This is a genomic window from Methylobacterium sp. WL120 (genome assembly GCF_008039465.1).
GTDB classification, from domain to species: Bacteria; Pseudomonadota; Alphaproteobacteria; order Rhizobiales; family Beijerinckiaceae; genus Methylobacterium; species Methylobacterium cerastii.
In genome coordinates this window covers 1-5,754 of sequence record NZ_VRUT01000228.1, presented here as the reverse complement: position 1 = coordinate 5,754, position 5,754 = coordinate 1, and the positions used below count along the sequence as shown (strand labels likewise).

The window sequence follows — 5,754 nt, the reverse complement described above, 5'->3', positions numbered from 1 at the left end:
GTGGCCGGCGGCGGGGGCGCGACCACCGCCTCGTCGGGCTTGGCCTCGGCGGCGTCCGGCGGCGGCTTGGTCGGCTCCGCCTCGGCGGGCTCGTCCACGGGCTTGGTCTCGGGCGGGGCGGCCTCGCTCGCCTGGGTCTCGCTCGGCGCCTGCGTGTCCGCGTCGGTCATCAGCGGCGCGAGGTCGATCGAGATCTGCTGCTCGCCGGGGGGCGTCGGCGGCGTCAGCTTGAACAGGGCGAGGCCCGCCAGCGCGGCCAGATGCAGCGCGAGCGCGACGAGGAAGGCGGGAACGAGCCCCGACGAGCGGGAGTCCGGCCCGGTGTCGACGATGGCGGACATGGCTTACCGCGCCGCCCCGTTCGTCGGCGCGGCGGCGGGGGCGCCCGGAGCCGGTCCGCCCGGAGACTGCGCGATCAGCGACACCTTGGTGAAGCCGGCCTGGCCGACGAGGCCCATGACCTCCATGATCTTGCCGTAGGCCACGTCCTTGTCGCCGCGGACCAGCATCACCTGGTCCTTGTTCTCGGCCGCCATGGCGCGCAGGCGCGGCACCAGCGTCTCGTTGGTGAAGACCTCCTTGGCGATCGAGGGCTTGCCGTCCTTGTCGATCGTCACCTCGACTGGCTTCTGCGACTGCGCGACCTTGGCGGCTGCGGTCTTCGGGAGCTGCACCGGCACGCCGGTGGTCATCAGCGGCGCCGCGACCATGAAGATGATCAGCAGCACCAGCATGACGTCCACCATCGGCGTCACGTTGATCTCCGACATCGGAGCGGTGTCGAGGTCGTCGTCGTCGGAACCGCTCGCGCGGATCGAACCCATCGCCATGCGGCGTCCTCCGGGGTCGGCGGCTCGGGCCCCCAAGGGGCGGCCGCGTCGGGAATGGAAGGCCGGGCCGCCTGAGCGGGCCGGGATCGCGCGTCTCGGATGGTCGCGCGGCTATTCGGCGGCGGCGCGGTGCTGGACGCCGCGGTCGCGGGCGAGGCGGTTGCCGAGCAGGCCGATGCCGGAGACGAAGGTGCTCTGGATCCGGCCGACGTCGTTGGCGAGCTTGTTGTAGGCCATCACCGCCGGGATCGCGACGACCAGCCCGATCGCCGTGGCGAACAGCGCCTCGGCGATGCCCGGCGCCACCACGGCGAGCGAGGTGTCCTGGCTGCGGGCGATGGACGAGAACGAGTTCATGATGCCCCAGACCGTGCCGAACAGGCCGACGAAGGGCGCCGTGGACCCCGACGTCGCCAGCAGCGCCAGGCCGTTCTGAAGGCGCTTGACCTCGAGGGTCAGCGCGCCGCGCATGGCGCGCTCGATCCGGTCGCGCCGCTCGGCGCGGGTCTCCGAGGCGTCCTGGTCGCGCCAGGCGTCCAGAGCCGCCTTCACCACGTGGCCGGCGATGCCCGGCATCCCCGTCTCCAGGCTGCCGCCCGAGCGCACCAGCGCGTCGAACGCCTTGGCCTGGCGCCGCGCGGCGGCGAGGCGGACGACCTTCTCGAACACCACGGTCCAGCAGGCGAGCGAGGCGACCACCAGCAGGATCATCACCCCCTTCACGATCGGGTCGGCCTGCAGGAACAGGCCCACGAACGAGAAGTCGTGACCGGCGTCGATCGGGGCGGAGGTCGGATCCATTGCGGGTTCCTTGCAAGGTCGTTCGGGTGCGGCGACGGCCGCGGGCCGCCCGGCGGCTCTGGGCCGCCGGCCGGTATCGGTTCTCAGGGGCCGCCGGCGTCGCGCGCCGGGCCGGCTCGGCTCAGCGGTCGAACGGGATGTTCGCCTTGGTCTCGGTCTCGGTGCGTTCGAGGCAGGCTTCGCGGGTCGCGTCGCCGCCCTCGCAGGCGAGCACGTCGCTGAGCAGCACCCGGCTCAGCTTCGGGCAGGCGATCCCGGGGAAGTTGAAGATCTTGACGGTGGTCTTGCGGGCCGGGATCGGCCCGAGCTCGGCCGCGACCCGCTTCTGCACGATCCCGTCGGTGTCGAAGGCGAACAGGTCGAGCTTGTACGACTTCAGCGCAGCCCCGCGGCTGTTGTCGACGACGATCGTGGCCCGGCAGGAATCCTCGACGGATTCGAGCCGGTTGAGCTGAAGCTTGAGCGGCGCGGCCTTCTCGCCGGCCGGCGCATCCTGCGCCATCGCGGACACGGCGAGCGAGGACGCGAGCACGAGGGAGAGCCCCACGCAGGCGGCGGTGTCCAGGGCGAACCGCCCGATGCGGAGCCGGTGGAGCGGGACGCCTCGCCCGAGCATCTGTTGAGCCATCGAAACGCTTCCCATCCTCCGCTCCGCGGGCGGCCCGTCCGGCGCCCCGCGCCGCGTCGAATTCGTCTGCCGCCGGGTCCATCCGGTTCGCGAGGCACGAAGCGGACGGCCGCGAGGACCGGCGCCATCGCATCGCCGTCTCGGACCCTCCCTCGGACCACGGCCTCGGCGCGTGTCTGGAAAGGGGCGATGCGGTCGTCCGGCCTCGCGAAGACGCCCGCCCCGGCGCGATCTCCCGCAAGAGCGGAATGCACTGTGCCTGCGCGGCGGAAGTATCCGAGGTGCAGGGCAAGGATCAAGAGCGGCGCTGAAAATCAGAGCCGTTCCAAACTGTTACGAATACATCTCGCGTTGCGGCGTGCATCCTTGCCGAATGGTCCCGGCCAGCCTTGCCGGATCTGCCCGGCCGTCAGGTGAGATCACGGCCGGCGGCTCTCTTGATGGGGCGGGCATGCTCGACCATATCTTTCCGGGCCGGATCGATGATCCGGAAGGGGTGCCGCTTGCGGGTCCCGCAACGAGGTGCCCGCCGGCATTCCGGTCACGGGGCCTCCACAGGGGCGTTGCCGATGACCCGTCCATCCCCGTTCGGACACCCGTTCCTGCTCGGATTCGACGAGATCGAGCAGGCGCTGGACCGGGTCTCGAAGGCCGCCAACGACGGCTACCCGCCCTACAACATCGAGCGCCTCGTCCGCACCGACCAGGAGCCGGACCGCCTCCGCATCACCCTGGCGGTGGCCGGCTTCACCCGCGACCAGCTCGACGTGATGCTGGAGGAGAACCAGCTCGTCGTCCGCGGGCGTCAGGTCGACGACAAGGAGCGGCTGTTCCTCCACCGCGGCATCGCGGCGCGCCAGTTCCAGCGGGCGTTCCTGCTGGCCGACGGGATGGAGGTGCTGGGTGCCGACCTGTCGAACGGCCTGCTCTCGATCGACCTCGCCCGTCCCGAGCCCGAGCGGGTGGTGCGCCGCATCGCCATCCTCGAGCGCGATTGATCCGCCGGCGAAACACCCCACATTCGATTCAGGCCCACGATCGCCGGATCGGTTCGATCAAGACGGGATCGTTTCCGGGCTGTTTGCTCTGCCTCGAAAGGAGGGCACGACATGACCGACCTCACCACCTCCCCGCTGACTGCCGCCGACCTCGACCCGGCCGAGTTCAACGCCGCCGACCTCGCGGCGCTCGGCGAAGGCCACATCGCCTACGTCCGCTCGATCCGGTCCGACGAGGTGATGCGCCTGTTCCCGCAGGCGCCGCAGCTCACCCCCGGGCTCGACCTGTTCGCCCTGCTGTCGGCGAGCGGCGCCCCGATCCTGCTCGCGGATTCGCGCGAGGTGATCCTCGCCAACGCCGCCGAGCACGACCTCTACCCGGTCAGCCTGCACTAGCGCGCTTTCAAGCGAGGTGGATGCCGGCTCGCGTGAAGAAAATACGACTACACAGTCAGTTAGAGCATTTTCCGTGATCCGGAGATCATGGAAAATGCTCCAACGGGCGTCGCCATCTCCGCCACCGCCGAGAGCAGCCGCACGACGTCCTGCGGCCGCGACAGGCGGTGGTCGCCGTCGGCGATCAGCGTGAGAACCGTGCCCGCCGCCGGCAGCCTTTCGAGGATGCGAAAGGCATGCGGGTGCGGCACGTCCGGGTCGTTCATCCCCTGAAGGATGTGGACCGGGCAGCCGAGGTCGAGCGGACCGGTCAAAAGGCGGTTGCGCCGGCCATCCTCGATCAGCGCCATGCTGATCACGTCGGGCTCCGGAGCGTAGGCGCTCTGGCGCAGCCAGACGCCGTCCTGTTCCAGCGTCCTGCGGATTTCGGGCGAGAATTTGTCCCACATCAGGTCCTCGGTGAAGTCGAGGGCCGGCGCGATCAGCACGAGGCCGGTCGGCGCCGGCTCGCCGCGCGCCGCGCGGTTGCGCGCCGCCAGGCAGGCGATCCAGCCGCCCATCGACGAGCCGATCAGCACCGGCGCCTCCGGCGCGTGCGCGGCGAGCACGGCTTCCGCGTCTTCGAGCCAGGTCGAGATCGTGCAGGCCGCGAACGCGCCCTCCGACTCGCCGTGGCCGGAATAGTCGAACCGCACGAAAAGCCGCCCCTCGGCGGCGGCGAAGGCGTCGACCGCCATCGCCTTGGTGGCGCCCATGTCGGAGCGGAAGCCTCCGAGCCAGACGATCGCCGGGCCGACGCCGTCGCGCACCCGCACCGCGATCCGACGTGCGTCCGCCCCTTCGCCTACCGTGACGTGCTCCAGCGTCGTGCCGTCCCGCATCCCGTTCTCCCGCCTTCGTCGAGGCCTGCGTTCCCGACCTGAACGCCGCGTCTTCAGCCGCCGTTTACCAGACCGTAAAGCGTACCCGTGATCCTATGACAATGAACGCTTCCCTGCGGCCGCGGCCCGCCTGCGCCCTCTCGCCGCGCGATCCCTCATGACGGAGGATCACCGGCCGGCGGTCGGATTTCCCGGCGACGCCGCGCCGCTGGCCGGCGCCTGCGTCCTCCAGATCATTCCCGAGCTCGATGCGGGTGGGGCCGAGCGCACCACCGTCGACATCGCCGCCGGCCTCGCCGCGGCCGGCGCGCGCGCGCTGGTCGCCACGGAAGGCGGCCGACTCGTCGGCGAGCTGCAGGCCAAGGGCGGCATCTGCCTGCCGTTTCCCGCCGCCTCGAAGAACCCGCTCCAGATGGCGCTCAACGTCGGCCGGCTGGCCCGCCTGTGCCGGCGCGAGGGCGTGCAGATCATCCACGCCCGCTCCCGCGCCCCGGCCTGGGTCGCGCTCGGCGCCGCGCGGCGGCTGAAGCTGCCCTTCGTCACCACCTATCACGGCAGCTATTCCGGCCGGACGGGCGTGAAGGTGCTCTACAACTCGGTGATGGCGCGCGGCGACGTGGTGATCGCCAACTCGCACTACACCGCCGACCTGATCCGGCGGCTGCATGCCGAGCAGGCGGGCGATCGCGTGCAGGTGATCCACCGCGGCACGGACCTCTCTGCATTCACCCCCGTGGCGGTCGGCGCCGCCCGCGTCGAGGCGTTGCGCCGGAGTTGGGGCGTCGCGCCGCACGAGCGGGTCGTGCTGCTGGCGGCCCGTCTCACCGCCTGGAAGGGTCAGCGCATCCTGATCGAGGCGGCGGCGCTGCTCAAGGCGCAAGGCGTCGCCGACTTCGCCATCGTGCTCGCGGGCGACCCCCAGGGCCGCGTCGCCTACGAGCGCGAGCTCGACGCGATGGTCGCGGCGCGCGGGCTCGAAGGCGTGGTCCGGCGGGTCGGGCATTGCACCGACATGCCGGCGGCCTTCCGGGCGGCCTCCGTCGTCGCGGTGCCGTCGGTGGAGCCCGAGGCGTTCGGCCGCTCGGCGGTCGAGGCCCAGGCGCTGGGCACGCCGGTGGTGGTGTCCGACCTCGGCGCGGTCCCCGAGACCGTCCTCAGCCCCCCCGAGGTTCCGGCCGGGCAGCGCACCGGCTGGCGCGTGCCCGCCGGCGACGCGGCGG

7 protein-coding genes and 1 pseudogene are annotated in these 5,754 nt (G+C 71.6%); 3 read left to right on the top strand and 5 right to left on the bottom strand.

Annotated features, from left to right (window positions below):
- The 4 genes and pseudogenes from FV229_RS24835 to FV229_RS24820 form a co-directional block, all read right to left on the bottom strand.
- Positions 1-341: pseudogene (locus FV229_RS24835) on the bottom strand (protein TolA); the annotation flags it as partial.
- A gap of 3 nt (positions 342-344) precedes the next feature.
- On the bottom strand, positions 345-830 hold the full coding sequence (tolR, locus tag FV229_RS24830; protein ID WP_147754495.1) for a protein TolR: 486 nt from the start codon (positions 828-830) through the stop codon (positions 345-347).
- 111 nt (positions 831-941) lie between these two features.
- Complete coding sequence (locus tag FV229_RS24825; protein ID WP_147754494.1) at positions 942-1,631, bottom strand: MotA/TolQ/ExbB proton channel family protein; 690 nt, start codon at positions 1,629-1,631, stop codon at positions 942-944.
- 121 nt (positions 1,632-1,752) lie between these two features.
- Positions 1,753-2,259: a Tat pathway signal protein gene (locus tag FV229_RS24820; protein WP_246688331.1), complete on the bottom strand. Its 507-nt coding sequence runs from the start codon at positions 2,257-2,259 to the stop codon at positions 1,753-1,755.
- 569 nt (positions 2,260-2,828) lie between these two features.
- Between FV229_RS24820 and FV229_RS24815 the strand changes: the two genes are divergently transcribed.
- Positions 2,829-3,257: an Hsp20 family protein gene (locus FV229_RS24815; protein WP_147754493.1), complete on the top strand. Its 429-nt coding sequence runs from the start codon at positions 2,829-2,831 to the stop codon at positions 3,255-3,257.
- Between the two features lie 111 nt (positions 3,258-3,368).
- Complete coding sequence (locus FV229_RS24810; protein WP_147754492.1) at positions 3,369-3,653, top strand: DUF1150 domain-containing protein; 285 nt, start codon at positions 3,369-3,371, stop codon at positions 3,651-3,653.
- A gap of 59 nt (positions 3,654-3,712) precedes the next feature.
- On the opposite strand, the gene FV229_RS24805 is transcribed toward FV229_RS24810, so the two are convergent.
- Positions 3,713-4,534 (bottom strand): alpha/beta hydrolase, encoded by an 822-nt coding sequence (locus FV229_RS24805; protein ID WP_147754491.1) that lies wholly within the window; start codon positions 4,532-4,534, stop codon positions 3,713-3,715.
- Positions 4,535-4,691: 157 nt separating this feature from the next.
- On the opposite strand from FV229_RS24805, the gene FV229_RS24800 reads away from it, so the two are divergent.
- Positions 4,692-5,754: glycosyltransferase family 4 protein (locus FV229_RS24800; RefSeq protein WP_147754490.1), on the top strand; the 1,063-nt coding region annotated here is incomplete at its 3' end.

Excerpts from the sequence above, each read along its gene's own strand:
- tolR (WP_147754495.1), bottom strand. The coding sequence starts at position 830 with ATGGCGATGGGTTCGATCCGCGCGAGCGGTTCCGACGACGACGACCTC.
- FV229_RS24825 (WP_147754494.1), bottom strand. The coding sequence starts at position 1,631 with ATGGATCCGACCTCCGCCCCGATCGACGCCGGTCACGACTTCTCGTTC.
- FV229_RS24810 (WP_147754492.1), top strand. The coding sequence starts at position 3,369 with ATGACCGACCTCACCACCTCCCCGCTGACTGCCGCCGACCTCGACCCG.
- FV229_RS24820 (WP_246688331.1), bottom strand. The coding sequence starts at position 2,259 with ATGGCTCAACAGATGCTCGGGCGAGGCGTCCCGCTCCACCGGCTCCGC.
- FV229_RS24815 (WP_147754493.1), top strand. The coding sequence starts at position 2,829 with ATGACCCGTCCATCCCCGTTCGGACACCCGTTCCTGCTCGGATTCGAC.
- FV229_RS24805 (WP_147754491.1), bottom strand. The coding sequence starts at position 4,534 with ATGCGGGACGGCACGACGCTGGAGCACGTCACGGTAGGCGAAGGGGCG.